Origin of the sequence: Streptomyces sp. GB4-14 (assembly GCF_022696125.1) — a bacterium.
In the GTDB taxonomy this organism is placed as follows: domain Bacteria; phylum Actinomycetota; class Actinomycetes; order Streptomycetales; family Streptomycetaceae; genus Streptomyces; species Streptomyces werraensis.
The window spans coordinates 1,616,748-1,643,279 of the sequence record NZ_RZHO01000002.1 but is presented as its reverse complement, the minus strand read 5'-3'; the positions used below and the strand labels follow the sequence as shown (position 1 = coordinate 1,643,279).

Here is a 26,532-nt window from a genome sequence, read left to right as displayed (position 1 = left end):
CGGCCGCGGGACCGGGCGTACGGTGTTCTCGACAGACCGGCGGCCCGGGGCGACACTTGTGCGGCCCGCCCGGCCTTGAGGGGGCCGGGACCTGGGCCTGTCGTCCGTAAGAGGAAGGTGTACTCGTGCCGCGCCGCAGAATCGGCTTCTGGTACCGCTTCGCCGCGGTGATCTGCAAACCGCCGCTGGTGGTACTGCTCAAGCGGGACTGGCGCGGAATGGAGAACATTCCGGCCGAGGGTGGATTCATCACCGCGGTGAACCACAATTCGCACATCGATCCTTTGGCCTACGCGCACTTCCAGTACAACACCGGCCGTGTTCCGCGATTCCTCGCGAAGAGCGGGCTTTTCAACAAGGGATTCGTCGGCGCCGCGATGCGCGGCACCGGGCAGATCCCCGTCTACCGCGAGAGCACGGACGCGCTGAGCGCCTTCCGCGCCGCCATCGACGCCGTGGAGCGCGGCGAGTGCGTCGCCTTCTATCCCGAGGGCACCCTCACCCGGGACCCGGACGGCTGGCCCATGACCGGCAAGACCGGCGCCGCGCGCGTCGCGCTGCAGACCAAGTGCCCGGTGATCCCGGTCGCCCAGTGGGGCGCCAACGAACTGCTCCCGCCGTACGCCAGGAAGCCGCGGCTGTTCCCGCGCAAGACCAGCAGGGTGCTGGCCGGCCCGCCGGTCGACCTGTCGCGCTTCTACGACCGGGAGATGACGCCGGAACTCCTCAGGGAGGCCACCGAGGCGATCATGGCCGCCGTGACCCGCCTGCTGGAGGAGATCCGCGGCGAGAAGGCCCCCGAGACGCCCTACGACCCGCGCGTGGAGCGGATGGAGCAGCGCCGCCGGACGCGCGCGCAGCGCAACGGGCAGGACCGGACCCGCGGCGAGCGCGCCGCCGTCCGGGAAGCACGCGAAGAGGGGCTGGGCACGTGAGCAAGCCGGTCAAGGCGGCCGTCTTCGGCACCGGATCGTGGGGGACGGCCTTCGGCATGGTCCTCGCCGACGCGGGCTGCGACGTCGTGCTGTGGGGACGCCGCCCCGAACTCGCCGAGGCGATCAACTCCACCCGCACCAACCCCGACTACCTGCCCGGGGTCGAACTCCCCGACAGCCTGCGGGCCACCTCGGACGCCGCCGAGGCCGCGCGCGCCGCCGACTTCACCGTCCTCGCCGTGCCCTCGCAGACGCTGCGCGGCAACCTCGCGCAGTGGCGGGACCTGCTCGCGCCGCGCACGGTGCTGGTGTCCCTGATGAAGGGCGTCGAACTCGGCTCCGCGATGCGCATGAGCGAGGTCATCGAGGACGTCGCCAAGGTCGGCCGGGAGCGGATCGCCGTGGTGACCGGCCCCAACCTGGCCCGCGAGATCGCCGCCCGGATGCCGGCCGCCGCCGTCGTCGCCTGCACCGACGAAGAGGTCGCCCGGCGGCTCCAGACCGCCTGCCACACCCCGTACTTCCGGCCGTACACCAACACCGACGTCATCGGCTGCGAGCTGGGCGGCGCGGTGAAGAACGTCATCGGGCTGGCCGTCGGCATCGCGGACGGCATGGGGCTCGGCGACAACACCAAGGGCTCGCTCATCACCCGCGGCCTCGCCGAGACCACCCGGCTCGGCGTCGCGCTGGGCGCCGACCCGCTGACCTTCTCCGGACTCGCGGGCCTGGGCGACCTGGTGGCCACCTGCTCCTCGCCGCTGTCCCGCAACCACACCTTCGGCACCAACCTCGGCAAGGGGCTGACCCTGCAGGAGACCATCGCGGTCACCAAACAGACCGCCGAGGGCGTCAAGTCCTGTGAATCGGTGCTGGACCTGGCCCGCCGGCACGGCGTCGACATGCCGCTCACCGAGACGGTCGTCGGGATCGTGCACGAGGGCAAGCCCCCTCAGGTGGCCCTGAAGGAGCTGATGTCGCGCAGCGCCAAGCCCGAGCGACGCTGAGCGACGGCCCCCTCCGTTCGGCCCACGCACGGCGTTGCGGGCGCTGTATCCCGGCTCCGGCAGCGGGTACGCTCGTCGCGATATGAGCACCGAGAACCTCCCCCAGAGCCCCGACTCGCCGTCGCGCAAGCCGCGTGTGGCCGTCGTGTTCGGCGGGCGCAGCTCCGAGCACGGGATCTCCGTGGTCACCGCCGGCGCCGTCCTCAAGGCCATCGACCGGACCAGGTACGACGTCCTGCCGATCGGCATCGCCCAGGACGGCCGGTGGGCGCTCACCGCCGACGAACCGGAACGCATGGCGATCACCGAGCGCCGCACCCCCAGCGTCGACCAGCTGGCCGAGTCCACGGAGGGCGCGGTGGTGCTCCCCGTCGACCCTGCGGACCGCGAAGTCGTATACAGCGAGCCGGGATCGGTGCCCAAGGCACTCGGTGAGGTCGACGTGGTCTTCCCGGTGCTCCACGGCCCCTACGGGGAGGACGGCACCCTCCAGGGCCTGCTCGAACTCTCCGGCATCCCCTACGTGGGCTCCGGTGTGCTCTCCTCGGCCGTCGGCCAGGACAAGGAGTACATGAAGCGGGTGTTCACCTCCTTCGGGCTCAAGGTGGGCCCGTACCTGGTGATCCGGCCGCGCGAATGGGCGCGGGACGAGGCCGCCGCCCGCAAGCGGATCGTGGACTTCGCCGGTGAGCACGGCTGGCCGCTGTTCGTGAAGCCCGCCCGGGCCGGCTCGTCCATCGGCATCACCAAGGTCGACGACCTCTCCGGCCTGGACGACGCCATCGCCGAGGCCCAGCGCCACGACCCGAAGATCCTCGTCGAGGCGGCGCTGCGCGGACGCGAGATCGAGTGCGGCGTGCTGGAGTTCGAGGACGGTCCGCGTGCCTCGCTGCCCGCCGAGATCCCCCCGCCGGACGCGCACGCGTACTACGACTTCGAGGCGAAGTACATCGACTCCACGCCCGGCGTCGTGCCGGCGCCGCTGACCGACGAGGAGACGGCCGAGGTGCGCCGGCTCGCGGTCGAGGCGTTCGACGCGGCCTCCTGCGAAGGCCTGGTCCGGGCGGACTTCTTCCTCACCGAGGACGGCGAGTTCGTGATCAACGAGATCAACACCATGCCCGGCTTCACGCCCATCTCGATGTACCCGCAGATGTGGCAGGCGACCGGCGTGAGCTACCAGGACCTCGTCGACCTGCTGATCCAGGCGGCTCTGCGCCGGTCCACCGGACTGCGCTGAGCCGGACCCCGCGCGCGTGTCAGGAGGCGATCCCTTCGGGGATCGCCTTCTTCACGGCCGGGGCCAGGTCGATCAGCACACCCGTGCTGTCCCGCCCGTCGGCCACCTCGACCTCTACGTACGCCTCGCGGTTGGCGGTGGTGAAGCGCTGGACGCCGTCGCCCCGCCGCTCCATCAGCCAGTCGACGCCGTTGACGCCGCCGGGCACCGCGTCGGCGTCCTGACCGTTGGCCACCTCGGGATCCGTCATCTTCGGCGGCCGCCCGACACCGCACCGCAGTATGATCGCCACGCCGCCCCAGCCCGCGGTCAGTTCGGACGCGGGTTCGGGGTCGTCGCGGCTCTCACCGTCCACCGTCGCCGGCAGGACCTCGTCCAGGTTCTGACACAGCTCGGTGACCTTCGCGTCCGGGCTGGGAACCGCCGCGGACACGCTGTCGTCTGCCGAGGAGCAGCCCGCGACGGTGATCAGCACCGCGAGGGCGGAGCAAACGGCGTGCCGGTGACGGAAGGAGTTCACCGGGACAGGGTAGACGGGGGCTACAGATGCACCACCGGGCAGGTCAGGGTGCGGGTGATGCCGTCCACCTGCTGGACCTTGGCGACGACCATGCGTCCCAGGTCGTCGACGGTGTCGGCCTGGGCGCGCACGATGACGTCGTAGGGACCCGTCACGTCCTCGGCCTGGACGACTCCAGGGATCTTGCCGATCAGATCGGCGACGGTCGACGCCTTGCCGACCTCCGTCTGGATCAGGATGTACGCCTGTACCACGGAACCTCCAGGGCGGCCACGAGGATCATGTGGGGAAAAGGAACGCCACGGTATCGCGTCGCCGCTCGTCGCGGGGAGACCTGCGGGAACCGGGACCCCCGCGCCGGGGTACCGGCACGGGAGATGTTGACGGTCGGTTCGACCGTAGCGAGGACTCGGACGACCCGCGACCGGGCACGGACAGGGATAGAAGGGGCGTAAGGGAAATGAAGGGCACTGTTGGTGAGCTCGGGGAGTTCGGGCTCATCAGGGAGCTCACCTCCCGTCTCACCACCACCCCGGCGGTCCGGGTCGGCCCCGGCGACGACGCCGCGGTGGTCTCCGCGCCCGACCGGCGGGTCGTGGCCAGCACCGACGTCCTGGTGGAGGGGCGCCACTTCCGCCGCGACTGGTCCACGGCCTACGACGTCGGCCGCAAGGCCGCCGCCCAGAACCTCGCCGACATCGCCGCGATGGGCGCCGTGCCGACCGCGCTGCTGCTCGGCCTGGTCGTGCCCGCCGAACTGCCGGTGACCTGGCCCAGCGAACTCATGGACGGCCTGCGCGACGAGTGCCAGGTGGCCGGCGCGGCGGTCGTCGGCGGGGACGTCGTCCGCGGTGACGCGATCACGGTGTCCATCACCGCGCTCGGCGACCTGCGCAACCAGGAACCCGTCACGCGGGGCGGGGCGCAGCCCGGCGACATCGTCGCGGTGACCGGCTGGCTCGGCTGGTCCGCGGCCGGGCACGCGGTGCTCTCCCGCGGCTTCCGCTCCCCGCGCGCCTTCGTCGAGGCGCACCGGCGCCCCGAGCCGCCGTACCACGCGGGTCCGGCCGCCGCCGGCCTGGGCGCGACCGCCATGTGCGACGTCAGCGACGGACTGATCGCCGACCTCGGGCACATCGCCGAGGCCAGCAAGGTCCGCATCGACGTCCGCTCCGGCGCGATCGACATCCCCTCGCAGATGAACGACATCGGGCAGGCCGTCGGCGTCGACCCCATGCAGTGGGTGCTGACCGGCGGCGAGGACCACGCGATCGTGGCCACCTTCCCGCCGGACGTGAAGCTGCCCGCCCGCTGGAAGGTCATCGGGGAGGTGCTCAACCCGTCCGCGCTGCCGCAGGTGACGGTGGACGGGGCGCCCTGGACCAGCCAGGGCGGCTGGGACCACTTCGGGGACATCGAGTCATGAGCGCGCCGCCCCGGGTGCTGACGGTGGCCGGCTCCGACTCCGGCGGGGGAGCGGGCATCCAGGCCGACCTGAAGACCATGCTGGCGCTCGGCGTGCACGGCATGAGCGTGCTCACCGCGGTGACCGCGCAGAACTCCCTCGGCGTGCAGGGCGCCTGGGAACTGCCGGTGGAGGCGGTGCGCGCCCAGTACCGCAGCGTGGTCGACGACATCGGCGTGCAGGCGGTCAAGACCGGCATGCTGTCCTCGGCCGAACTCGTCGGGACCGTCGCCGACTTGCTGGCGGGCACGGACGCGCCGACGGTCGTCGACCCGGTGGGCGTCTCCAAGCACGGCGATTCGCTGCTGGCCGCGTCGGCGCTGGACTCCGTCCGCACCAAGCTGCTGCCGGCGGCGACCGTGGTCACCCCGAACCTGGACGAGGTCGCGCAACTCACCGGTGTGCGCGTGGCCTCCGAGCCGGACATGCGGCGGGCCGCGGCAGCCGTGCTGGAGTTCGGCCCGCGCTGGGTGGTGATCAAGGGCGGGCACCTCGCCGGCGGCGAGTCGGAGGAGGCCGTCGACCTCCTCACGGACGGTACGGAGGAACACTGGCTCCGCGCCCCCCGCCACGACAACCGCCACACCCACGGCACCGGGTGCACCCTGGCCTCCGCCATCGCCTCCCACCTCGCCCGGGGGCACACGGTCCCGGAGGCGGTGAGCGCGGCGAAGGCCTACGTCACCGGGGCGCTGGCATCCGGCTTCGCCCTGGGCGGGGGCATCGGTCCGGTGGATCACGGGTGGGCGCTGCGACGCGGGGAGGTCTAGCGGGGCGGGGGAGTCGCCTGTCGCTCCCGCGACCCGGGCCCCCGTCGTGCCGCGCCGGCCTGGCAGGCGGAAGCCGAACCGCGCCGCCGGGCGGCGCACCGGTCCGCGCGACCGGAATTTCCGCAAGGGCTGTCCACGCCCCCGCGCCTACCGCTCAGGGGCGCCGCGGTTCGCCCGACCGCCAGGCCGTGCCGTGCGCTGGGCGCGCGAGCGATCGGGTGCACGTCGTTCACCAGGCCGCCAAGTCCCCGCCGCGTGCCGAGGTGCTGGAGCGGTCGAGCCCACGTCGGTCACCCGGCCGTCAGGCCCACACCCGCCGCCGGGCACAGCAAAAAGCCGGTCCACCCTGAGGTGGACCGGCCCGTTGCGGCGATACCGGCTGTGGCCGCGCGCTCAGCGATTGCGTCAGCGCGAGACCTTGCCGGCCTTGATGCACGAGGTGCAGGCGTTCACGCGCTTCGGCGTCCCGCCGACCACGGTACGCACACGCTGGATGTTCGGGTTCCAGCGGCGGGGCGTACGGCGGTGCGAGTGCGAGATGTTGTTGCCGAAGCCCGGCCCCTTGCCGCAGACGTCGCAGTTGGCAGCCACGGGTCACTCCAAAGACTTCAGATGCACTTACGGTTGATCCCGGCAGGCCGGGATCCAGATCCAGGGCTCGGGGAGCCGGGCGGATCTGAGTGGCGTTGCCAGGGGAGACGCCCGATCGGATCGGGCAACCGGAGCAGCATACAACGGCTGCACCCGTAGGACGAAACTAGCATGCCAGCTCACGGGGCCGCCTGCGGCCCTCTTCCGGCAGGAGGGGGCCCACCGTCTACGCTGCGTGCCACGTCCAGCAGCTCGAGGAGGCGCAGGTGCCGCAGGTGCCGCAGACGTTCGATGCTCTCGCGGTGCGTGCCTGGTGCGGTCTCGCGCTCGACGCGCTCGGACGGGCCCGCGAGGAGATCGACGCGATCAACGTCTATCCCGTGGCGGACGGCGACACCGGCACCAATCTCTATCTGACGCTGGAGTCGGCGGCCACGGCCGTGGAGGCGGTGTTCGCCGGTCACGAGGCGGGCGGAGGCGGGGATCCAGGACCCACCCTGGCCGACGCGGTGCGCGCGATGGCGCACGGCGCCCTGATCGGCGCGCGCGGGAACTCCGGGACGATCCTCGCCCAGCTGCTGCGCGGCATGGCCCAGGTGCTGGCCGGCGACGACGCCCCGGCGCACGCCGACGGGACGGGTCTCGGGCTCGCCCTGCGGCACGCGGCCGACTCCGCCCGGCAGGCGGTGGCGCACCCCGTCGAGGGCACGGTCCTCACCGTCGCCTCGGCCGCCGCCGACGCGGCCGGGGGCGCCGGCGGCGACTGCGGTGCGGTGGCCCGCGCCGCCTACGAGGGCGCCCGCACGGCGCTCGCCGAGACCCCGGACCGGCTGGACGTCCTGCGCCGGGCGGGCGTGGTCGACGCGGGGGGACGCGGACTGGTGGCCGTCCTGGCGGCGCTGGTGGAGTCGCTCACCGGGGAGACCCCCCGGGGCGCGGCGGCACGCGGGCCCGGCCCGCACGCCCGCACCGGGGCCGCGCACACGGTCTCGGCTCCCTGCGCGGACGACGACGCCGTACCGCGGCCCGAAGGCCCCGCCTTCGAGGTGATCTACCTGCTGGAGGCCGAGGACACGGCCGTCGCCCGGCTGCGGGAGCGGCTCGACACCCTCGGGGACTCCCTCGTCGTGGTCGGAGGCGACGGCCTGTGGAACGTCCATGTGCACGTCGACGACGCCGGCGCCGCCGTGGAGGCGGGCGTCGAGGCGGGACGGCCGTACCGCATCCGGATCACCCACTTCGGCGCCGGGGACGCGCACGCGGCGGGGGCCGAGCGGACGCGCGCCGAGCGCGTCCAGCGGGCCGTGGTGGCCGTGGTGCCCGGCGAGGGCCTGGCGGGGCTGTACGCGGAGGCCGGCGCCACGGCCGTGCTCGCCCGGCCCGGGGAGCCGCCCGCGAGCGGCGAGCTCGTCCAGGCCGTACGGCGCGCCCACGCGCGCGAGGTGGTGCTGCTGCCCAACGACGCCGAGCTGCGGCACACCGCCGCCGCGGCCGCCGAGCAGGTGCGGGCGGAGGGCGTCCGGGTGGCGCTCATCCCCACCCGGTCCGCCGTACAGGGCATCGCGGCGCTCGCGGTGCACGAGCCGGAGCGCCGGTTCGACGAGGACGTGGTGGCGATGACCTCCGCCGCCGGCGCGACCCGCTACGCCGAGGTCACCGTCGCCGAGCGGCAGTCCTGGACCATGGCGGGCATCTGCCAGGCCGGCGACGTCCTCGGTCTGGTCGACGGCGACGTGGCGGTCATCGGCCAGGACCTCACCGAGACCGCGCTGGCCGTCCTGGACCGCATGCTCGCGGCCGGCGGGGAACTGGTGACCCTGGTCGTCGGCGACGGCGCCCCGGAGTCCGTCGCCGAACGCCTGGAGGCCCGGGTCCGCGAGGGCTACCTGGCCGTCGACACGGTCGTCTACGACGGCGGCCGGCAGGGCTCCGTCCTGCTCATCGGCGTCGAGTGACCCGGCCGCCGCCGCCCGGCGCGGACGGGTGAGGCGGCCCGCCGTCCCCGCTCTGTCAGTGAGGTGGTGTCCAATGGATCCCGTGCCCGCACTGGACGAACCACTGAAGAAGGTGCTCGGCCCCGCCACCGCGAAGGTGATGGCCGAGCACCTCGGCCTGCACACCGTCGGCGACCTGCTGCACCACTACCCGCGCCGGTACGAGGAGCGCGGCCAGCTCACCCACCTCGCCGACCTGCCGATGGACGAGCACGTCACCGTGGTCGCGCAGGTCGCCGACGCCCGGCTGCACACCTTCGCCTCCAGCCGCGCCCCGCGCGGCAAGGGCCAGCGCCTGGAGGTGACGATCACCGACGGCAGCGGCCGGCTGCAGCTCGTCTTCTTCGGCGCCGGTGTCCACAAGCCGCACAAGGAACTCCTGCCGGGCACCCGCGCGATGTTCGCCGGCAAGGTCTCCGTCTTCAACCGCCGCCTCCAACTCGCCCACCCTGCCTACGAGTTGCTGCGCGGGGACGCCGAGGAGACGGTGGAGACCTGGGCGGGCGCGCTCATCCCGATCTACCCGGCCACCGCCAAGCTGGAGTCCTGGAAGATCGGCAAGGCGCTGCAGACGGTGCTGCCCAGCGCCCAGGAGGCCGCCGACCCGCTGCCCGAGTCGCTGCGCGAGGGCCGCGGCCTGGTCACGCTGCCCGAGGCGCTGCTGAAGATCCACCGCCCGCACACCAAGGCGGACATCGAGGAGGCCCGCGCCCGCCTCAAGTGGGACGAGGCGTTCGTCCTCCAGGTCGCCCTCGCCCGCCGCCGGCACGCGGACGCCCAGCTCCCGGCCGTGCCCCGCCGCCCCCGGCCCGACGGTGTCCTCGCCGCCTTCGACGACCGCCTCCCCTTCACGCTCACCGAGGGCCAGCGCAAGGTCTCCGAGGAGATCTTCGCCGACCTCGCCACCGACCACCCCATGCACCGCCTGCTCCAGGGCGAGGTCGGTTCGGGCAAGACCCTGGTCGCCCTGCGCGCCATGCTCGCCGTCGTCGACGCGGGCGGCCAGGCGGCGATGCTCGCGCCCACCGAGGTCCTCGCCCAGCAGCACCACCGTTCGGTCACGGAGATGATGGGCGAGCTGGCGGAGGGGGGCATGCTCGGCGGCGCGGAGAACGCCACCAAGGTGGTTCTCCTCACCGGCTCCATGGGCGCCGCGGCCCGCCGCAAGGCCCTGCTCGACCTGGCCACCGGCGAGGCCGGCGTCGTCATCGGCACGCACGCGCTCATCGAGGACAAGGTGCAGTTCCACGACCTCGGTCTGGTCGTCGTGGACGAGCAGCACCGCTTCGGCGTCGAGCAGCGCGACGCCCTGCGCGGCAAGGGCAAGCAGCCGCCGCACCTCCTCGTCATGACGGCCACGCCCATCCCGCGCACGGTCGCCATGACCGTCTTCGGCGACCTGGAGACCTCCGTCCTGGACCAGCTCCCGGCCGGCCGTTCGCCCATCGCCAGCCATGTCGTCCCGGCCGCCGACAAGCCGCACTTCCTCGCCCGCGCCTGGGAGCGCGTGCGCGAGGAGGTGGACAAGGGCCACCAGGCGTACGTGGTCTGCCCGCGCATCGGTGACGAGGAGGACGGGGCCAAGGCGAAGAAGAAGTCCCCCGAGGAGGAGGCGGAGAAGCGGCCCCCGCTCGCCGTCCTGGACACCGCCGAGCAGCTCGCGCGGGGCCCGCTGGCCGGACTGCGCGTCGAGGTCCTGCACGGCAGGATGCAGCCCGACGACAAGGACGCCGTGATGCGCCGGTTCGCCGCCGGCGAGGTGGACGTCCTGGTGGCCACCACCGTCATCGAGGTCGGCGTCAACGTCCCGAACGCCACCGTGATGGTGATCATGGACGCCGACCGCTTCGGCGTCTCCCAGCTGCACCAGCTGCGCGGCCGCGTCGGCCGCGGCTCGGCCCCCGGACTGTGCCTGCTGGTCAGCGAGATGCCCGAGGCGAGCGCCGCCCGCCAGCGGCTGAACGCCGTCGCGTCCACCCTCGACGGCTTCGAGCTCTCCCGCATCGACCTCGAACAGCGCCGCGAGGGCGACGTGCTGGGCCAGGCCCAGTCCGGCACCCGGTCCAGCCTGCGCATGCTCGCCGTCATCGACGACGAGGAGGTCATCGCCGAGGCCCGCGCGGAGGCCAACCGGATCGTCGCCGCCGACCCGGACCTGGAGCGCCTGCCCGCCCTGCGCACGGCACTGGACGCCCTGCTGGACGAGGAGCGTGAGCAGTACCTGGAGAAGGGCTGACAGACTGGGACGCGGCCACCGGCCCGCACACACCGACCCGTACTCACGGACAAGGACCGAGGACATGACCCGCGTGATCGCCGGCACCGCCGGCGGACGCCGCCTGGCCGTCCCGCCGGGGCAGGGCACCCGCCCCACCTCCGACCGGGCGCGCGAAGGGCTCTTCTCCACCTGGCAGTCGCTGCTCGGCGGTCCCCTCGACGGCGAACGCGTCCTCGACCTCTACGCGGGCTCCGGCGCCGTCGGCCTGGAAGCCCTGTCCCGCGGAGCCGGACACGTCCTGCTCGTCGAGGCCGACGCCCGCGCGGTGCGCACCGTCCGGGAGAACGTGAAGTCGCTCGGCCTCCCGGGCGCCGAAGTGAGGTCCGGCAAAGCGGAACAGATCGTCCGCGCCGCGCCGCCGGAGCAGCCGTACGACCTCGTCTTCCTCGACCCGCCCTACGCCGTCTCCGACGGCGATCTTCGGGAGATCCTGCTCACACTCCGCTCCCAGGGGTGGCTCGCCGCCGACGCCCTCGTCACCGTGGAGCGCAGCACCAGAGGCGGAGAATTCGCCTTCCCGCCGGGTTTCGAGGCCATCCGGGCCCGTCGGTACGGCGAGGGAACGTTTTGGTACGGTCGCGCCGCCTCTACGTGCGAAGACGCACGATGACCGGACCGGAGAGCGAGGAATCACCAGTGCGCCGCGCCGTATGTCCCGGGTCCTTCGACCCGATCACCAACGGACACCTCGACATCATCGCCCGGGCCTCCCGGCTGTACGACGAGGTCTACGTCGCGGTGATGATCAACAAGTCCAAGAAGGGCCTGTTCGAGATCGAGGAGCGGATCGACCTGATCCGCACCGTCACCGCCGAGTACGGCAATGTCCGGGTCGAGGCCTTCCACGGCCTCCTCGTCGACTTCTGCAAGCAGCGCGACATCCCCGCCATCGTCAAGGGCCTGCGCGCGGTCAGCGACTTCGACTACGAGCTGCAGATGGCCCAGATGAACAACGGCCTCTCGGGCGTGGAGACCCTCTTCGTCCCCACCAACCCCACCTACAGCTTCCTGTCCTCCTCGCTCGTCAAGGAGGTCGCGGCGTGGGGCGGCGACGTCTCCCACCTGGTGCCCGCCGAGGTCCTGACGGCGCTCACCGAACGCCTGCGCAAGGACTGAACGCACCCCGGCGCCACGGACGGCGGGGGCATCCGGTGTCCACCGGACGCCCCATGGCCGTACAGTCGTCCCGTCCGTCTCCAACACAGCTGTAGAGAGTGGCGAGCACACGGTGGACGTGCAGAAGAAGCTGGACGAGATCGTCGCCGCGGTCTCCAGTGCCCGGTCGATGCCCATGTCGGCGTCGTGCGTGGTCAACCGCGCCGAACTGCTCGCCATGCTCGACGAGGTGCGCGCGGCGCTGCCCGACTCCCTTGCCCAGGCCGAGGAGTTGATCGGCGGCCGGGAGCAGATGGTCGAACAGGCCCGCCAGGAGGCCGAGCGGATCATCTCCGAGGCGCACGCCCAGCGCGGCTCGCTGATCGCCGAGACCGAGATCGCCCGCCGTTCCCAGGCCGAGGCCGACCGGATCCTCGCCGAGGCCCGCAAGGAGGCCGAGGAGATCCGCGCCGAGGCCGACGACTACGTCGACTCCAAGCTCGCCAACTTCGAGGTCGTCCTCACCAAGACCCTCGGCTCCGTCGGCCGCGGCCGCGAGAAGCTGCTCGGCACCGGCCCCGGCCTCGACGAGCAGGGCTACGAGGACGAGGACGCCCCCGAGCGCAGCCACGACCCGGAGACGCTGCGCCGCAACGCGGACGCCTACGTCGACGTGAAGCTCGGCGCCTTCGAGGCGGTGCTCGCCAAGACGCTGGAGGCGGTCGGCCGCGGCCGGCAGAAGCTGCACGGCCGGATCGCCACCGACGACCTGGGCGCGCTGGCCGACGACACCACCACCGTCCAGCACTCCAGCGACGCCGACTACCTCGCCGACCTGGCCTCCCTCGCCGAGCAGGACGCCCAGGGCCGCAGGTCCGGGCCGCAGCAGCCGCCCCAGCCCCAGCAGCCCCCGCAGCCGCAGACGCAGCCCTACGCCCAGCCGGAGCCCGCGTACGGCTACGACGTCCAGCAGGCCGACCCCTACGGCGGCTACCAGCAGCAGTACGGCGGCGCCCAGGACCCGTACGCCCAGGCCGGCGGCTACGCCCAGACCGACCCGTACGCGGCCTACCAGGGCTACGACGCCTCCCAGCAGGGGTACGACCCGGGCCAGGCCGCCCAGCACGTGCCGCCTCAGCCGCAGCAGGGGTACGCGCTGGACGAGACGAGCCTGTTCGACACCAGCATGATCACGCCCGAGCAGCTCGAGGCCTACCGGCGCGAGCGGGGCCTCTAGGGGCGGATTGGGCCGAGAGCGAAAGGTCCAGTATCCTGGCTCTTCGGTCGCGCGTATGACCGCGATCCACGCTGCCCGGAACGCATCCGTACGGCAGCGACACCCTCTGAGCTCGAAGATCGAAAGCAGGAATGGCTCTGAACGCCCGCCTCGACCACCGCAACCCCCTCGTGTTCGACACGCACGAGCTGGGGCGGCGGCCCGGTGCGCTGCAGCGCCTGACCCGTACGGTCGACGCTCCCCAGGACCTCGGTATCCAGGGAGTCGTCGGAGTGCCGGAAGGCGCCCCGGTGGAGCTCGAACTCCGGCTCGAGTCGGTCATGGAAGGTGTGCTCGTCACAGGCACCGCCCGTGCCAAGGCCGAGGGGGAGTGCGTAAGGTGTCTGGAGCCGCTCGAGCTGGAGCTCGAAGCGGACTTCCAGGAGATGTTCTCGTACCCTGACGCCGACGACCGGGGCCGCGTGATCGCGGAACCGGGCGACGACGCCGAGGACGACGAGGACCGGCTCCTCCTCGAGGACGGCCTGTTCGACCTCGAGCCGGTGCTGCGCGACGCGGTGGTGCTCGCACTGCCGATGCAGCCGGTGTGCCAGGAAGACTGCCCGGGACTGTGCTCCGAGTGCGGAGTACGGCTGGCGGACGACCCGGACCACCATCACGACGCCGTCGACATCCGTTGGGCGGCATTGCAGGGACTCGCCGGCACCATGAAGGACGGCGAGAAGGACGAGATGAGCGGCGCCGAAGCCGGCGTCGACGAGAAGCAGGAGAAGTAGCCGTGGCTGTTCCGAAGCGGAAGATGTCGCGCAGCAACACGCGCCACCGCCGGTCGCAGTGGAAGGCTGCGGTCCCCACCCTGGTTGCGTGCGAGCGCTGCCACGAGCCCAAGCAGCAGCACATCGCGTGCCCGTCTTGCGGCACTTACAACAAGCGCCAGGTCCTCGAGGTCTGAGCGGCTGGTGAGAGGCACTGTGTCCACGCCGAAGAAAAACTCTGCGGACAACCAGGCCTCGTCCCCAACGCTTCTGGAAGGGCGGCTCGGCTACCAGGTCGAGTCCGCCCTTCTGGTGCGTGCGCTGACCCATCGTTCCTACGCGTACGAGAACGGCGGTCTGCCGACGAACGAGCGCCTCGAGTTCCTCGGGGACTCCGTGCTCGGCCTCGTCGTCACCGACACGCTGTACCGCACCCACCCCGACCTGCCCGAAGGCCAGCTGGCCAAGCTGCGGGCCGCGGTGGTCAACTCGCGTGCGCTGGCGGAGGTGGGCCGCGGGCTCGACCTCGGCTCCTTCATCCGGCTCGGCCGCGGTGAAGAGGGAACGGGCGGCCGGGACAAGGCATCCATCCTCGCCGACACCCTCGAAGCGGTGATCGGCGCGGTCTATCTCGACCAGGGCCTGGAATCGGCGGCGGAGCTGGTGCACCGCCTGTTCGACCCGCTGATCGAGAAGTCCTCGAACCTGGGCGCCGGCCTGGACTGGAAGACCAGTCTCCAGGAGCTCACCGCGACCGAGGGGCTCGGCGTTCCCGAGTACCTGGTCACGGAGACCGGCCCCGACCACGAGAAGACCTTCACTGCTGCCGCCCGCGTCGGAGGCGTCTCGTACGGCACCGGCACCGGCCGCAGCAAGAAGGAGGCGGAGCAGCAGGCCGCCGAGTCCGCGTGGCGGGCCATCAAGGCCGCGGCGGACGAGCGGGCCAAGGCGGCTCAGGAGGCCGAAGAGGTCGTCCAGGCCGCCGAGGCCGAAGCCTCCGGCAAGAGCGCCGACGCCCCGTCGGCCTCCGCCTGACGTAGCACGCGCGACCCGAGCGCCCGTCCCCGCACCGGGGCGGGCGCTCGGTGCTCGTTCCACCGGTCCTGGGAGGGGACGTCATGCCCGAGCTGCCCGAGGTCGAGGTCGTCCGGCGCGGACTCGAGCGGTGGGTCGCCCACCGGACCGTCGCCGACGCCGAGGTCCTGCACCCCCGCGCGGTGCGCCGCCATCCGGCCGGCGCGGACGACTTCGCGCACCGGCTGAAGGGCCACCGCATCGGCGTCCCGCGCCGCCGCGGCAAGTACCTGTGGCTGCCGCTGGAGGACACGGACCAGTCGGTCCTGGCCCATCTCGGCATGAGCGGCCAGCTGCTGATGCAGCCGCACGCCGCGCCGGACGAGAAGCACCTGCGCATCCGCATCCGTTTCACCGAGCCGCAGTCGCCGGACGAGGGCCCGGCGGGCGACACCGAGCTGCGCTTCGTCGACCAGCGCACCTTCGGCGGACTGTCGCTGCACGACAACACCCCCGACGGCCTGCCCGACGTCATCGCGCACATCGCCCGCGACCCGCTCGACCCGCTCTTCGACGACGAGGCCTTCCACCAGGCGCTGCGCCGCAAGCGGACCACGATCAAGCGGGCGCTGCTCGACCAGTCACTGATCAGCGGCGTCGGCAACATCTACGCGGACGAGGCGCTGTGGCGCGCCCGCGTCCACTACGAGCGCCCGACGGCCGGCTTCACCCGCCCGCGCACACTGCAGCTGCTGGGCCACGTCCGCGACGTGATGAACGCGGCCCTCGTCGCCGGCGGCACCAGCTTCGACAGCCTGTACGTCAACGTCAACGGCGAGTCCGGCTACTTCGACCGCTCCCTGGACGCGTACGGCCGCGAGGGCCTGCCCTGCCGCCGCTGCGGTACGCCGATTCGCCGGCGGGCGTGGATGAACCGCTCCAGCTACTTCTGCCCGCGCTGTCAGCGGGCGCCGCGCGCCGCGTCGTAACGCTCCCGGGCCTCGAGGACGGTGTCCATGCGGTCCTCCAGGAGACGGATGAGCGCCAGCAGGTGCTCGGCGACCTCGCGGCCCAGCGGGGTGAGTTCGTAGTCCACCCGGGGCGGGTTGGTCAGCTGCGCCTCGCGGTGCACGAGCCCGTCGCGCTCCAGCGCGTGCAGGGTCTGCGACAGCATCTTCTCGCTGACGCCGTCGACGCGCCGGCGCAGCTCGTTGAACCGCAACGACCCCTCGTACAGCGCCCCCAGCGTCAGTCCTCCCCAGCGCCCGGTCACATGTTCCAGCGTGCCGCGGGACGGGCAGGACTTGGCGAACACGTTGAACGGGAGGTCCCGGTCCTCCGGGGCCGACTGCGTGGTCGTCATAGGCTCAGCGTACTTCAGAGCAGCGCTTACCGAAGGGTGGCGCTTACTGCCGGTAAGCGAAGGGGGAGGTTGGTCGTGCTGATCCGGGACGCCCGGCCCGACGAGGCCGGCGAGCTGACCGAACCGGCCCTCCGGTCGAAGGCCCACTGGGGCTACGACGAGGCCTTCATGGCGTCGTGCCGGGAGGAACCGACCGTCTCCCCGTCGGAGGTGAGGGAGCGGCGGGCCGCGCCGGCCGGACGGGACGGCCGCGTCCTCGGCTTCACGACGGTGGACGGCCGGCCGCCGGAGGGTGCCCTGGGCATGATGTTCGTGGACCTGTCGGCCCTCGGCCAGGGCATCGGCCGCGCCCTCTTCGCACACGCCCTCGCCACCGCCCGGGCCGCCGGTTTCCACCGCCTGACGATCGAGGCCGACCCGAACGCGCAGCGGTTCTACCTGGCGATGGGCGCGGTACGGACGGGAGAGACGCCGTCCGGCTCCATCCCCGGCCGGGTCCTCCCGCTGCTGTCCGTCACCCTGTGAGCGCGGGGCCGCCACGGGTAGACGCCTTCCTGTCGGAAGGGGGGAGCCGTGAAGGCACACAGCGCGCTGTCCGGCCCGACGGCGGCATTCGCCCTCGCGGGCCTGTGGGCCATGCCGGTGCGGCTGGTGATCGGAGTGCAGCGCCTCAGGGCGGGGCGGGCCGCCGACGATGGGCCGGCGCCGCCCGCCTGAGACACGACGAGGGCGTCGGCCGGCAGCTCACCAGAGCCTGGTGGCGCTGCCGGCCGACGCCCGGGCCGAGCCGCCCGGGGCGGCTCAGTAGCCGAAGTTCTGCGTCCACCAAGGGCCGCCCGGGCCCAGGTGGACACCCACGCCGAGGGTCTTGAAGTCGCAGTTCAGGATGTTGGCCTTGTGACCGGGGCTGTCCATCCAGGCTTGCATGACGGCCTCGGCGTCGGCCTGGCCGCGGGCTATGTTCTCGCCGCCGAGGTTGCTGATGCCGGCCGCCTGCGCGCGGTCCCACGGGGTGTCGCCGTCGGGGTCGGTGTGGTCGAAGAAGCCCCGGCCGGCCATGTCGTCGCTGAAGGCCGTGGCCAGCGCGGTCAGTGGTCCGTCCGCGGTGACCGGGCTGCAGCCCACCTTCGCGCGCTCGGCGTTCACCAGCCGCAGCACCTCCGCGGCGGCGGTGGCCTCGGCCGAGGTCTGGCCCTTGCCCTGGCTCTGGCCGCCCGCCTTCCGCTCGGTGTCGGGCGCCGTCCTGCGGTCCTGCGCCTGCTCCTCGGTCTTCTCCGGGGCCGCCGCGGACTCCGTCTTCTCCGGGGTCTTCTCCGCCTCGGGCGTCTTCGTCGGCGCGGTCGGGGTGGACGGCATCGCCGAGGGCGCCGGGGAGGTGGCGCGTCCGCCGTCGCGGCTCGCGGGGGTCGACGCGTCGCGGCTCGGCGCCTCGGCGGAACCGGACGTGCCGCCCTGCTCGGTCGGCAGGTTGGTCGCCACACCGGCGCCGGCCTGCACGTTGTCGCTGGGGCCGCGGTCGCCGCCGAGCTTGTAGTTCTCCAGGCCCGGCACCGCGCCGGTGGCCACCGCGACCGTGCCGATGGCCACGGCGGCGGACACGCCGAGCAGCCCGGTGCGGACCGGCGTCGCGGCCTTCTTCTTCTTGCGGCGCCGCCCGTTCGCGGGCCGGTCGTCCGCGCCGACCGACGAGGTCACGGTGGTGCGGGCGGTACGGACGGGGCGGGGCCGGGGCGTGACGTCCCACTCGGGCAGCGGGTCGTCACCGGCGAAGGAGTGACCCGTGAAGTCGTACTCGGCGGTGCGGGGGCCCGGGACGGTCGGGGCGGTCGGCGCGGCGACGGTCGGACCCGCGAGGGTGTCCGCGGCGGGCGCCGTGTAGGCGTACGCGGCCGGGGCGGGGCCTGCGTCCGGGTAGCCGCCCGGGGTGAAGCCGGCGCCGCCGGAGGAAAGGGCGGTCTCGTCCGTCGCGTACAGGTACGCCTCGCTGAGGGCGTACGTCTGCGCGTAGGCCTCCGGGTTCAGGTACGGCGCGGTGCCCATCGTGGGCGGGCCGTCGGCGCCGGCGCCTCGCGGGTCCAGGCCTTCACCGTAGGAGCCGTCGTGGTGGGTGACCCCGGCGGCGCGGCTCGTGGCGGCGCGGCCGGCGTCGGAGCGTCGGTGGCGTCCCATGTATGGCCTTCCTCGTCCTGGCGGTCGGCCGCGTCTCGCGACCAGTCCGAAACTCGACGATCACGAAACTCACACGAACGAGTGAGTTTCATATGAGATTCATGGGTGGGGACGCTACCGCATGGCGCAAGGGGGAGGAGTGCCCGGTGTGACTTTGTCCGGTTAGGTTGCAGCCATGAGCGAGGATGTGCGACTGGTCGCCTGGGTCCGCGGACATGTCCAGGGCGTGGGCTTCCGCTGGTTCACCCGGGCCAAGGCCCTGGAGATCGGCGGCCTGCGGGGCTTCGCCCTGAATCTCGGCGACGGCAGGGTGCAGGTGGTCGCCGAGGGCCCCCGCGAGCGCTGCGAGCGGCTGCTGGAGTGGCTCCAGGCCGGCGACACGCCCGGGCACGTGGACGGTGTGACCGAGATCTGGGACACACCCCGCGGCGGCTACGACGGCTTCGCGATCCGCTGACGGCCCCTGCCGGGCCGCCGTACCGAAGCCCGCCCGGGACCCGCCGGGAACCGTCCGGGAGGAAAAAAGTGCTGGTGATCGAAGCAAACGGCTTGCCGGCGGCCACCGCGCCCGCCAAGATGATCGCCACGCCCCGAGGACCCGCGAGAAACGCGACGCCGCCGCCGTCCGGCCGTATGCGCCCGGTTGTCCCCCAATACGGGGCGTGATCGTGTTGACCCTCAAACTTTTTGGTGAGACGCTGAAAGCCCCGCGCACCTTAGCTGTTTGGCATGGCTGAACGGCAGCACAACTCCAGGCCTGCCAAGCACCGCGGGTGCGAATCCCTCACGACCCACACCGCATCGGTCGGTCACTCATTGTGGAGGACCATCCATCATGGCAAAGGCGCTTCTCGGTTACGTCGGCGGCTCCGACCCGCGACTCCTCGCCGAGATGCGACGGCTCCAGCAGCGCGTCCAGGACCTGGAATCCGAGCTCGTACGGATCCAGGCGGAGAAGGACGCCCTGAAGGCTGCCGCTTCTCACGACAGGATCATGGAGAGCGTTGACGCACACCAGGCGGAGCCTGCGCTCACCTGATCACTGCACGCTCCACGAACAGCACCGCAGTGGTCGGGCTTGCTCGTCACCACCGCCAGGCAGTCAGAACTGCAAGGGACGCTTCGGCGTCCCTTCTTTCTTCACCCCTCCGCGTCCCGAACCGCTGAGCCTGCCGTCTGTCCGCGGGGAACCCCGCGCCCCCCGCGCGGCGCACTCTCTGTCCCGCGCACCTTTTCACCTTCTCAACGTCTGGCATGCCCTGCGCGTTCACCCGCGAAACCGCGCGCTCATGGAGTGAGACATGCCCGCCGGGTAGAGTCCGACGGCGTGCACCTCAAGGCCCTGACCCTCCGCGGCTTCAAGTCGTTCGCCTCGGCGACCACGCTCCGGTTCAAACCGGGCATCACGTGCGTCGTCGGTCCGAACGGCTCGGGCAAGTCCAACGTGGTGGACGCGCTCAGCTGGGTCATGGGCGAGCAGGGCGCCAAGTCCCTGCGCGGCGGCAAGATGGAGGACGTCATCTTCGCCGGCACCACCGGCCGCCCGCCGCTCGGCCGCGCCGAGGTGTCCCTGACCATCGACAACTCCGACGGGGCCCTCCCCATCGAGTACGCCGAGGTCACCATCACGCGGATCATGTTCCGCAACGGCGGCAGCGAGTACCAGATCAACGGCGACACCTGCCGCCTCCTGGACATCCAGGAACTGCTCTCCGACTCCGGCATCGGCCGCGAGATGCACGTCATCGTCGGCCAGGGCCAGCTCGACTCCGTCCTGCACGCGGACCCCATGGGCCGCCGCGCCTTCATCGAGGAGGCGGCCGGCGTCCTCAAGCACCGTAAGCGCAAGGAGAAGGCGCTGCGCAAGCTGGACGCGATGCAGGCCAACCTCGCGCGCGTGCAGGACCTCACCGACGAACTCCGCCGCCAGCTCAAGCCGCTCGGCCGCCAGGCCGCCGTCGCCCGCCGCGCCGCGGTCATCCAGGCCGACCTGCGCGACGCCCGCCTGCGCCTCCTCGCCGACGACCTCGTCAAGCTGCGCGAGGCGCTCCAGGCCGAGATCGCCGACGAGGCCGCCCTGAAACAGCGCAAGGAGGCGGCCGAGGCCGAGCTGAAGAAGGCCCTCCGACGCGAGGCGCTCCTGGAGGACGAGGTCCGCCGCCTCGCCCCGCGGCTGCACGACGCACAGCAGACCTGGTACGAGCTCTCCCAGCTCGCCGAACGCGTGCGCGGCACCGTCTCGCTCGCCGACGCACGCGTGAAGAGCGCCACCTCCGCGCCCCCGGAGGAGCGGCGCGGCCGGGATCCCGAGGACATGGAGCGCGAGGCCGCCCGCATCCGCGAGCAGGAAGCCGAACTGGAGGCCGCGCTCGAGGCGGCCGAACGCGCGCTGGAGGACACCGTCGCCCACCGCGCCGAACTGGAGCGCGAACTGGCCCAGGAGGAACGGCGCCTCAAGGACGTCGCCCGCGCCATCGCCGACCGGCGCGAAGGACTCGCCCGGCTCAAGGGCCAAGTGGGCGCCGCCCGTTCCCGTGCCGCCGCCGCCCAGGCCGAGATCGAACGCCTCGCCGCCGCCCGCGACGAGGCACGCCAGCGCGCCGTGGCCGCCCAGGAGGAGTACGAGACCCTCCAGGCGGAGGTCGACGGCCTCGACGCGGGCGACGCGGAGCTCGGCGAGCGGCACGAGGAGGCCAAGCGCGGGCTCGCCGAGGCCGAGGCCGCCCTCACCGCCGCCCGCGAGGCGGTCACCGCCGTGGAGCGGAAACGCGCCGCGACCCAGGCACGCCACGAGGCCCTGGCACTCGGCCTGCGCCGCAAGGACGGCACCGGCGCGCTGCTCGGCGCGAGGGACAGCCTCACCGGGCTGCTGGGCCCGGCCGCGGAACTGCTGACGGTGACGCCCGGCTACGAGGTACCGCTCGCGGCCGCGTTCGGCGCGGCGGCGGACGCCCTCGCGGTCTCCTCCCCGTCCGCGGCGGCCGACGCGATCCGGCTGCTGCGCAAACAGGACGCGGGACGGGCCGCCCTCCTCCTGGCCGGCCCGCCCTCCGACACCGCGGGTGAAACCCGCTCCGAGGGCGTGGGGAACGGCGCGCCCACCCCCGACACGCCCGCAGCCTCGACCCTCTCGGGGACCCCCCTCCCCGCGGAGCGCCTGGTCAGCGGCCCCGACGACCTCATGCCGGCCGTGCGAAGGCTGCTGCACGGCATCGTCGTCGTCACCACCCTGGAGGACGCAGAGGAACTCGTCCACGCCCGGCCCGGCCTCACCGCCGTCACCGCCGAGGGCGACCTGCTCGGCGCCCACTTCGCGCACGGTGGCTCGGCCGGCGCCCCCAGCCTCCTGGAGGTGCAGGCGTCCGTCGACGAGGCGGCCGCCGAGCTGGAGGAGCTCGAGGTGCGCTGCGAGGAGCTGGCCGAGGCGCAGGAGGCCGCGGCCGCCCGGCGCCGGGAGTGCGCCGCCCTCGTCGAGGAGCTGGGGGAGCGGCGCCGGGCCGCCGACCGGGAGAAGTCCGCCGTCGCCCAGCAGCTCGGCCGGCTCGCCGGACAGGCACGCGGCGCCGCGGGCGAGGCCGAGCGCGCCGGGGCCGCCGCCGAACGCGCGCAGGAGGCCCTCGACAGGGCGCTCGCCGAGGTGGAGGAGCTCGCCGAGCGGCTCGAGGCGGCCGAGGAGATGCCGTTCGAGGAGGAGCCCGACACCTCCGTGCGCGACCGGCTCGCCGCCGACGGCGCCAACGCCCGTCAGACCGAGATGGAGGCCCGCCTCCAGGTCCGTACGCACGAGGAGCGGGTGAAAGGGCTGGCCGGGCGGGCCGACTCCCTGGACCGGGCCGCCCGCGCGGAACGCGAGGCACGCGCGCGTGCCGAGCAGCGCCGCGCCCGGCTGCGCCACGAGGCGGAGGTCGCCGCCGCCGTCGCCGCGGGTGCCCGCCAGCTGCTCGCGCACGTCGAGGTGTCCCTGTCCCGCGCCGCCGAGGAGCGCACCGCCGCCGAGGCCGCCAAGGCGCGCCGCGAGGAGGAACTCGCCCGCGCCCGCGCCGAGGGACGCGATCTCAAGGCGGAACTCGACAAGTTGACGGATTCGGTTCACCGAGGCGAGGTACTAGGAGCGGAGAAGCGGCTGCGGATGGAGCAGCTGGAGGCGAAGGCGCTGGAGGAACTGGGTGTCGAACCGGCCGGGCTGGTGGCGGAGTACGGGCCGCACCAGCCGGTGCCGCCCTCGCCCCCCGCCGAGGGCGAGCAGCTCCCGGAGGACCCGGAGCATCCGCGCAACCAGCCCCGTCCCTTCGTGCGGGCCGAGCAGGAGAAGCGACTGAGGGCCGCCGAGCGCGCCTACCAGCAGCTCGGCAAGGTCAACCCGCTCGCCCTGGAGGAGTTCGCGGCGCTGGAGGAACGCCATCAGTTCCTCAGCGAGCAGCTGGAGGACCTGAAGAAGACCCGCGCGGACCTGCTCCAGGTCGTCAAGGAGGTCGACGAACGCGTCGAGCAGGTCTTCACCGAGGCCTACCGGGACACGGCCCGGGAGTTCGAGGGCGTCTTCTCCCGGCTGTTCCCGGGCGGGGAGGGGCGCCTGGTGCTCACCGACCCCGACAACATGCTCACGACGGGCGTGGACGTAGAGGCGCGTCCGCCGGGCAAGAAGGTGAAGCGGCTGTCGCTGCTGTCGGGCGGCGAGCGGTCGCTGACCGCGGTGGCGCTGCTCGTGTCGATCTTCAAGGCACGGCCCAGCCCGTTCTACGTGATGGACGAGGTCGAGGCCGCCCTCGACGACACCAACCTCCAGCGGCTGATCCGGATCATGCAGGAGCTGCAGGAGGCCTCGCAGCTGATCGTGATCACGCACCAGAAGCGCACCATGGAGGTCGCCGACGCGCTGTACGGCGTCTCCATGCAGGGCGACGGCGTGTCCAAGGTCATCAGTCAGCGTCTGCGCTGAAACGGCCCGAACTCTTCAAGATGTGAATCCTCTGTGGGATCGCTCCTTGGTCTCCTCCGTGGTCTCCTCTGTGCTTCTGCGTCTCGTAACTCACAGCCGCGGATCTATTGACTTCAAGAGTTGAAGACATAGTCTCTGCAATGTTGTTTTTACCTTCAGGTGCCTACGGCAGAAACCTTGAAGGGCTGACCCCCACCCGGCGATGTTGCCGGTGGCCCGAGGAGTACACGTGACCAGCACTGCGCAGGCACAAGCGTCAGGAGCCAGGACGGCTCACCCCGAACATCTCGGGCATGTCATCTTCATCACCGCTGCCGCCGCCATGGGCGGCTTCCTCTTCGGCTACGACAGCTCCGTGATCAACGGCGCCGTCGAGGCGATCCGCGACCGCTACGACGTCGGCTCCGCCGCGCTCGCCCAGGTCATCGCCATCGCGCTGATCGGCTGTGCCATCGGCGCCGCCACCGCCGGCCGGATAGCCGACCGCATCGGACGCATCCGCTGCATGCAGATCGCCGCGGTCCTCTTCACGGTCAGCGCCGTCGGCTCCGCGCTGCCCTTCGCGCTGTGGGACCTCGCCTTCTGGCGGGTCGTCGGCGGCTTCGCCATCGGCATGGCCTCCGTCATCGGCCCGGCCTACATCGCCGAGGTCGCCCCGCCCGCCTACCGCGGCCGGCTCGGCTCCTTCCAGCAGGCCGCGATCGTCATCGGCATCGCCGTCTCCCAGCTCGTCAACTGGGGCATCCTGAACGCCGCCGACGGCGACCAGCGCGGTGAGCTGATGGGACTGGAGGCCTGGCAGGTCATGCTCGGCGTCATGGTGGTCCCGGCCGTCCTCTACGGCCTGCTGTCCTTCGCCATCCCCGAGTCGCCCCGCTACCTGATCTCCGTCGGCAAGCACGAGCGCGCCCGTCAGATCCTCTCCGAGGTCGAGGGCAGCGAGGTCGACCTCGACGCCCGCGTCACCGAGATCGAGACCGGCATGCACCGCGAGGAGAAGTCCAGCTTCAAGGACCTGCTCGGCGGCAGCTTCTTCTTCAAGCCGATCGTGTGGGTCGGTATCGGCCTGTCGGTCTTCCAGCAGTTCGTCGGCATCAACGTCGCGTTCTACTACTCCGCCACGCTGTGGCAGTCGGTCGGCGTCGACCCGTCGGACTCGTTCTTCTACTCGTTCACGACGTCGATCATCAACATCGTCGGCACCGTCATCGCGATGATCTTCGTCGACCGCATCGGCCGCCGTCCGCTGGCCATCATCGGCTCGGTCGGCATGGTGATCGGTCTCGCGCTGGAGGCCTGGGCCTTCTCCTCGGACCTCGTCGACGGCCAGCTGCCCGCCACACAGGGCTGGGTCGCCCTGATCGCGGCCCACGTCTTCGTCCTCTTCTTCGCCCTGTCGTGGGGTGTGGTCGTGTGGGTCATGCTCGGCGAGATGTTCCCGAACCGGATCCGCGCCGCCGCCCTCGGTGTCGCCGCCGCCGCGCAGTGGATCGCCAACTGGGCGATCACCGCGAGCTTCCCGTCACTGGCGGACTGGAACCTGTCCTTCACCTACGTGATCTACACGGTGTTCGCGGCGCTGTCGATTCCGTTCGTGCTGAAGTTCGTGAAGGAGACGAAGGGCAAGCGGCTGGAGGAGATGGGCTGACGCCCCTCCGCCCCCCTTTGACCCGAGGGGCGGGGTCACCTCCCCGCTGCCCCGCCCCTCGTACGCCACCCCCCACCCGCCCCGGTTCGGATGTGTCCGAGCCGGGGCGGTGGCATGTCCGCGGACGGGTGCGGGTTGTGTGCGGCCGGCGCGTGGTTCCCCGCGCCCCTTTGGCGCCTCGGACGGCGCGCGTCTGTATGGGGGGCGTGGGGGGAGCATGGCTGATACTGGACGGGTTATGGACATCGTCATCCTTGCTGTAGTCATCGCCGTGGTCGTGCTCGGCGCGCTCGGCGGGCTGATCGTCGGGAGCCGGCGCAAGAAGCCGCTGCCCCCGCCGCCGCCCGCCGCGCCCGACATCACCGCCCCGCCGGCCGAGCCGCACGTCGGCGAAGAGGCCGAGACGCCGCGGGAGGAACCGCGGCGCACCATCGAGGAGGTTGATCTTCCGGCGGGCGCCGGTCCCGTCGTCATCGAGGAACCGCCCGCCGCCGAGGCTCCCGAGATCGAGATCCCGGAGCCCACCGCCGGCCGTCTGGTCCGGCTGCGCGCCCGGCTGTCCCGGTCGCAGAACGCCCTGGGCAAGGGTCTGCTCACCCTGCTGTCCCGCGAGCACCTCGACGAGGACACCTGGGAGGAGATCGAGGACACCCTGCTCACCGCCGACGTCGGCGTCCAGCCCACCCAGGAGCTGGTCGAGCGGCTGCGCGAGCGGGTCAAGGTGCTCGGCACCCGCACCCCTGAGGAGCTGCGCACGCTGCTCCGCGAGGAGCTGATCACGCTGGTCGGTCCCCAGATGGACCGCACCGTGCACACCGAGAACCCCGACGGCGGCCCGGGCGTCGTCATGGTCGTCGGCGTCAACGGCACCGGCAAGACCACCACCACCGGCAAGCTCGCCCGCGTCCTGGTCGCCGACGGCAACACCGTCGTCCTCGGCGCCGCGGACACCTTCCGCGCCGCCGCCGCCGACCAGCTGCAGACCTGGGGCGAGCGGGTCGGCGCCCACACCGTGCGTGGCCCGGAGGGCGGTGACCCGGCCTCCGTCGCGTTCGACGCGGTCAAGGAGGGCAAGGAGATGGGCGCCGGCGCGGTGCTCATCGACACCGCCGGCCGGCTGCACACCAAGACGGGCCTCATGGACGAGCTCGGCAAGGTCAAGCGGGTCGTGGAGAAGCAGGCCCCGCTGGACGAGGTGCTGCTGGTGCTGGACGCCACCACCGGCCAGAACGGTCTGGTGCAGGCGCGGGTCTTCGCCGAGGTCGTCGACATCACCGGCATCGTGCTCACCAAGCTCGACGGCACGGCCAAGGGCGGCATCGTCGTCGCCGTCCAGCGCGAGCTGGGCGTCCCGGTCAAGCTGATCGGTCTCGGCGAGGGCGCGGACGACCTCGCGCCGTTCGAGCCCGCCGCCTTCGTGGACGCCCTGCTGGGGGAGTGACACCCCCGGAGCCGTCCGGCCCCGTACGCGAGGAAGCGCCCGCCCCCGGAAACGGTCGGGGGACGGGCGCT

The 26,532-nt window shown here is 72.4% G+C and carries 26 protein-coding genes; 21 read left to right on the top strand and 5 right to left on the bottom strand.

What is annotated here, in order from left to right:
- The first annotated feature begins 125 nt into the window (after positions 1–125).
- The 3 genes from ELQ39_RS08475 (at position 126) to ELQ39_RS08465 (ending at position 3,182) form a co-directional block, all read left to right on the top strand.
- On the top strand, positions 126–935 hold the full coding sequence (locus tag ELQ39_RS08475; protein ID WP_242591543.1) for a lysophospholipid acyltransferase family protein: 810 nt from the start codon (positions 126–128) through the stop codon (positions 933–935).
- On the top strand, positions 932–1,942 hold the full coding sequence (locus ELQ39_RS08470; RefSeq protein ID WP_190005333.1) for an NAD(P)H-dependent glycerol-3-phosphate dehydrogenase: 1,011 nt from the start codon (positions 932–934) through the stop codon (positions 1,940–1,942). The genes ELQ39_RS08475 and ELQ39_RS08470 overlap by 4 nt, the downstream gene beginning before the upstream one ends.
- Before the next feature lie 82 nt (positions 1,943–2,024).
- Complete coding sequence (locus tag ELQ39_RS08465; RefSeq protein WP_242591542.1) at positions 2,025–3,182, top strand: D-alanine--D-alanine ligase family protein; 1,158 nt, start codon at positions 2,025–2,027, stop codon at positions 3,180–3,182.
- A 19-nt stretch (positions 3,183–3,201) separates the two neighbouring features.
- On the opposite strand, the gene ELQ39_RS08460 is transcribed toward ELQ39_RS08465, so the two are convergent.
- Together ELQ39_RS08460 and ELQ39_RS08455 are read right to left on the bottom strand one after the other, a co-directional pair.
- A complete protein-coding gene (locus ELQ39_RS08460; RefSeq protein WP_190005335.1) occupies positions 3,202–3,702 on the bottom strand; it encodes a DUF3515 domain-containing protein in 501 nt (166 codons plus the stop codon).
- A gap of 20 nt (positions 3,703–3,722) precedes the next feature.
- A complete protein-coding gene (locus tag ELQ39_RS08455) occupies positions 3,723–3,956 on the bottom strand; it encodes an Lrp/AsnC family transcriptional regulator (protein ID WP_004983019.1) in 234 nt (77 codons plus the stop codon).
- Between the two features lie 206 nt (positions 3,957–4,162).
- Here ELQ39_RS08455 and ELQ39_RS08450 point away from each other — a divergent pair, with 206 nt between their 5' ends.
- Together ELQ39_RS08450 and thiD are read left to right on the top strand one after the other, a co-directional pair.
- Positions 4,163–5,128, top strand: a complete 966-nt coding sequence (locus ELQ39_RS08450) for a thiamine-phosphate kinase (RefSeq protein ID WP_225641968.1) — start codon at positions 4,163–4,165, stop codon at positions 5,126–5,128.
- Entirely contained in the window at positions 5,125–5,937 is an 813-nt protein-coding gene (thiD, locus tag ELQ39_RS08445; RefSeq protein WP_190005337.1) for a bifunctional hydroxymethylpyrimidine kinase/phosphomethylpyrimidine kinase, read from the top strand. The genes ELQ39_RS08450 and thiD overlap by 4 nt, the downstream gene beginning before the upstream one ends.
- A 405-nt stretch (positions 5,938–6,342) precedes the next feature.
- On the opposite strand, the gene rpmB is transcribed toward thiD, so the two are convergent.
- A complete protein-coding gene (gene rpmB / locus ELQ39_RS08440; RefSeq protein ID WP_004924906.1) occupies positions 6,343–6,528 on the bottom strand; it encodes a 50S ribosomal protein L28 in 186 nt (61 codons plus the stop codon).
- Positions 6,529–6,794: 266 nt separating this feature from the next.
- Here rpmB and ELQ39_RS08435 point away from each other — a divergent pair, with 266 nt between their 5' ends.
- The 9 genes from ELQ39_RS08435 to mutM all read left to right on the top strand — a co-directional run bounded on the left by ELQ39_RS08435 (position 6,795) and on the right by mutM (position 15,890).
- Entirely contained in the window at positions 6,795–8,483 is a 1,689-nt protein-coding gene (locus ELQ39_RS08435) for a DAK2 domain-containing protein (protein WP_242591541.1), read from the top strand.
- 73 nt (positions 8,484–8,556) lie between these two features.
- The gene (gene recG, locus ELQ39_RS08430; RefSeq protein WP_242591540.1) at positions 8,557–10,758 is read left to right on the top strand and encodes an ATP-dependent DNA helicase RecG; all 2,202 of its coding nucleotides are present in this window, start codon (positions 8,557–8,559) and stop codon (positions 10,756–10,758) included.
- Positions 10,759–10,822: 64 nt separating this feature from the next.
- Positions 10,823–11,410: a 16S rRNA (guanine(966)-N(2))-methyltransferase RsmD gene (rsmD, locus tag ELQ39_RS08425; RefSeq protein WP_242591539.1), complete on the top strand. Its 588-nt coding sequence runs from the start codon at positions 10,823–10,825 to the stop codon at positions 11,408–11,410.
- Between the two features lie 26 nt (positions 11,411–11,436).
- On the top strand, positions 11,437–11,916 hold the full coding sequence (coaD, locus tag ELQ39_RS08420) for a pantetheine-phosphate adenylyltransferase (protein WP_006130469.1): 480 nt from the start codon (positions 11,437–11,439) through the stop codon (positions 11,914–11,916).
- 112 nt (positions 11,917–12,028) lie between these two features.
- Positions 12,029–13,132, top strand: coding sequence for an ATP synthase F0 subunit B (locus ELQ39_RS08415; RefSeq protein ID WP_225641972.1), 1,104 nt, complete (start codon positions 12,029–12,031; stop codon positions 13,130–13,132).
- Between the two features lie 131 nt (positions 13,133–13,263).
- The gene (locus ELQ39_RS08410; protein WP_225627664.1) at positions 13,264–13,908 is read left to right on the top strand and encodes a YceD family protein; all 645 of its coding nucleotides are present in this window, start codon (positions 13,264–13,266) and stop codon (positions 13,906–13,908) included.
- Between the two features lie 2 nt (positions 13,909–13,910).
- On the top strand, positions 13,911–14,084 hold the full coding sequence (gene rpmF / locus ELQ39_RS08405) for a 50S ribosomal protein L32 (RefSeq protein WP_003951102.1): 174 nt from the start codon (positions 13,911–13,913) through the stop codon (positions 14,082–14,084).
- A 19-nt stretch (positions 14,085–14,103) separates the two neighbouring features.
- Positions 14,104–14,922, top strand: a complete 819-nt coding sequence (rnc, locus tag ELQ39_RS08400) for a ribonuclease III (RefSeq protein ID WP_190005343.1) — start codon at positions 14,104–14,106, stop codon at positions 14,920–14,922.
- 83 nt (positions 14,923–15,005) lie between these two features.
- Positions 15,006–15,890: a bifunctional DNA-formamidopyrimidine glycosylase/DNA-(apurinic or apyrimidinic site) lyase gene (mutM, locus tag ELQ39_RS08395; protein WP_190005344.1), complete on the top strand. Its 885-nt coding sequence runs from the start codon at positions 15,006–15,008 to the stop codon at positions 15,888–15,890.
- On the opposite strand, the gene ELQ39_RS08390 is transcribed toward mutM, so the two are convergent.
- Positions 15,863–16,264: a winged helix-turn-helix transcriptional regulator gene (locus tag ELQ39_RS08390; protein ID WP_163087067.1), complete on the bottom strand. Its 402-nt coding sequence runs from the start codon at positions 16,262–16,264 to the stop codon at positions 15,863–15,865. The genes mutM and ELQ39_RS08390 overlap by 28 nt on opposite strands.
- 75 nt (positions 16,265–16,339) lie before the next feature.
- On the opposite strand from ELQ39_RS08390, the gene ELQ39_RS08385 reads away from it, so the two are divergent.
- Together ELQ39_RS08385 and ELQ39_RS08380 are read left to right on the top strand one after the other, a co-directional pair.
- On the top strand, positions 16,340–16,789 hold the full coding sequence (locus ELQ39_RS08385; protein ID WP_242591538.1) for a GNAT family N-acetyltransferase: 450 nt from the start codon (positions 16,340–16,342) through the stop codon (positions 16,787–16,789).
- A gap of 48 nt (positions 16,790–16,837) precedes the next feature.
- On the top strand, positions 16,838–16,981 hold the full coding sequence (locus tag ELQ39_RS08380; RefSeq protein ID WP_242591537.1) for a hypothetical protein: 144 nt from the start codon (positions 16,838–16,840) through the stop codon (positions 16,979–16,981).
- Positions 16,982–17,065: 84 nt separating this feature from the next.
- Here ELQ39_RS08380 and ELQ39_RS08375 read toward each other — a convergent pair whose 3' ends face one another.
- Positions 17,066–18,433, bottom strand: a complete 1,368-nt coding sequence (locus ELQ39_RS08375; RefSeq protein ID WP_242591536.1) for a CAP domain-containing protein — start codon at positions 18,431–18,433, stop codon at positions 17,066–17,068.
- A 175-nt stretch (positions 18,434–18,608) separates the two neighbouring features.
- Between ELQ39_RS08375 and ELQ39_RS08370 the strand changes: the two genes are divergently transcribed.
- The 5 genes from ELQ39_RS08370 to ftsY all read left to right on the top strand — a co-directional run bounded on the left by ELQ39_RS08370 (position 18,609) and on the right by ftsY (position 26,461).
- The gene (locus ELQ39_RS08370; protein ID WP_242591535.1) at positions 18,609–18,890 is read left to right on the top strand and encodes an acylphosphatase; all 282 of its coding nucleotides are present in this window, start codon (positions 18,609–18,611) and stop codon (positions 18,888–18,890) included.
- 378 nt (positions 18,891–19,268) lie between these two features.
- Positions 19,269–19,472: a hypothetical protein gene (locus ELQ39_RS08365; RefSeq protein ID WP_006130460.1), complete on the top strand. Its 204-nt coding sequence runs from the start codon at positions 19,269–19,271 to the stop codon at positions 19,470–19,472.
- Positions 19,473–19,760: 288 nt separating this feature from the next.
- On the top strand, positions 19,761–23,372 hold the full coding sequence (gene smc / locus ELQ39_RS08360; RefSeq protein WP_242591534.1) for a chromosome segregation protein SMC: 3,612 nt from the start codon (positions 19,761–19,763) through the stop codon (positions 23,370–23,372).
- A 229-nt stretch (positions 23,373–23,601) separates the two neighbouring features.
- Positions 23,602–25,020, top strand: coding sequence for a sugar porter family MFS transporter (locus ELQ39_RS08355; protein ID WP_190005348.1), 1,419 nt, complete (start codon positions 23,602–23,604; stop codon positions 25,018–25,020).
- Positions 25,021–25,258: 238 nt separating this feature from the next.
- Positions 25,259–26,461, top strand: a complete 1,203-nt coding sequence (gene ftsY / locus ELQ39_RS08350) for a signal recognition particle-docking protein FtsY (protein ID WP_190005349.1) — start codon at positions 25,259–25,261, stop codon at positions 26,459–26,461.
- Positions 26,462–26,532: the final 71 nt, after the last annotated feature.

Excerpts from the sequence above, each read along its gene's own strand:
- mutM (WP_190005344.1), top strand. The coding sequence starts at position 15,006 with ATGCCCGAGCTGCCCGAGGTCGAGGTCGTCCGGCGCGGACTCGAGCGG.
- ELQ39_RS08365 (WP_006130460.1), top strand. The coding sequence starts at position 19,269 with ATGGCAAAGGCGCTTCTCGGTTACGTCGGCGGCTCCGACCCGCGACTC.
- ELQ39_RS08410 (WP_225627664.1), top strand. The coding sequence starts at position 13,264 with ATGGCTCTGAACGCCCGCCTCGACCACCGCAACCCCCTCGTGTTCGAC.
- rsmD (WP_242591539.1), top strand. The coding sequence starts at position 10,823 with ATGACCCGCGTGATCGCCGGCACCGCCGGCGGACGCCGCCTGGCCGTC.
- ELQ39_RS08450 (WP_225641968.1), top strand. The coding sequence starts at position 4,163 with ATGAAGGGCACTGTTGGTGAGCTCGGGGAGTTCGGGCTCATCAGGGAG.
- ftsY (WP_190005349.1), top strand. The coding sequence starts at position 25,259 with ATGGACATCGTCATCCTTGCTGTAGTCATCGCCGTGGTCGTGCTCGGC.
- ELQ39_RS08390 (WP_163087067.1), bottom strand. The coding sequence starts at position 16,264 with ATGACGACCACGCAGTCGGCCCCGGAGGACCGGGACCTCCCGTTCAAC.
- thiD (WP_190005337.1), top strand. The coding sequence starts at position 5,125 with ATGAGCGCGCCGCCCCGGGTGCTGACGGTGGCCGGCTCCGACTCCGGC.
- recG (WP_242591540.1), top strand. The coding sequence starts at position 8,557 with ATGGATCCCGTGCCCGCACTGGACGAACCACTGAAGAAGGTGCTCGGC.
- ELQ39_RS08465 (WP_242591542.1), top strand. The coding sequence starts at position 2,025 with ATGAGCACCGAGAACCTCCCCCAGAGCCCCGACTCGCCGTCGCGCAAG.
- ELQ39_RS08370 (WP_242591535.1), top strand. The coding sequence starts at position 18,609 with ATGAGCGAGGATGTGCGACTGGTCGCCTGGGTCCGCGGACATGTCCAG.
- ELQ39_RS08375 (WP_242591536.1), bottom strand. The coding sequence starts at position 18,433 with ATGGGACGCCACCGACGCTCCGACGCCGGCCGCGCCGCCACGAGCCGC.